The 331-nt window shown below is 69.8% G+C and carries 1 protein-coding gene; it reads right to left on the bottom strand.

From position 1 onward, the window contains the following. Positions 1 to 331, bottom strand: a 331-nt coding sequence (locus tag OK409_RS21590) for an Ig-like domain-containing protein (RefSeq protein WP_264367518.1), incomplete at both ends; no start/stop codon positions are given.

Below are 331 nucleotides of genomic sequence, written 5' to 3'. Positions count from 1 at the left end.
CCCGTCCTCGCCCAGCGCCGCCGTGGTAATGCTCCAGCGGCCGTTGTCATCCGCCACGCCCGACCCCGCGTTTACCCGGTTGCCGTCCGCATCAGTGGCCCACACGATGACCGTCAGCCCCGCGCCCGCGGTGCCGTTCAGCGTCAGCGTGCCGTCGTTGGTGAACTGGCCCTTCTGCAGGAAGCCGCTGTCCGCATCCTCGCCCTGGCTGTAGTCGTCCACCACGTTTTCAATCGCCGGCTGCGCCGGGGCGCTGGTCAGGACGCTGAAGTCCCACGCCGCATCCGCCGTACCGCTTACCTGCGGGCCTTCATTGCCCGCCGCGTCCACC

This window comes from Pantoea sp. RG18 (genome assembly GCF_025910075.1).
Taxonomy (GTDB): Bacteria; Pseudomonadota; Gammaproteobacteria; order Enterobacterales; family Enterobacteriaceae; genus Pantoea; species Pantoea agglomerans.
The sequence above is the reverse complement of the archived record's forward strand: the minus strand, read 5'-3'. Positions and strand labels throughout refer to the sequence as shown.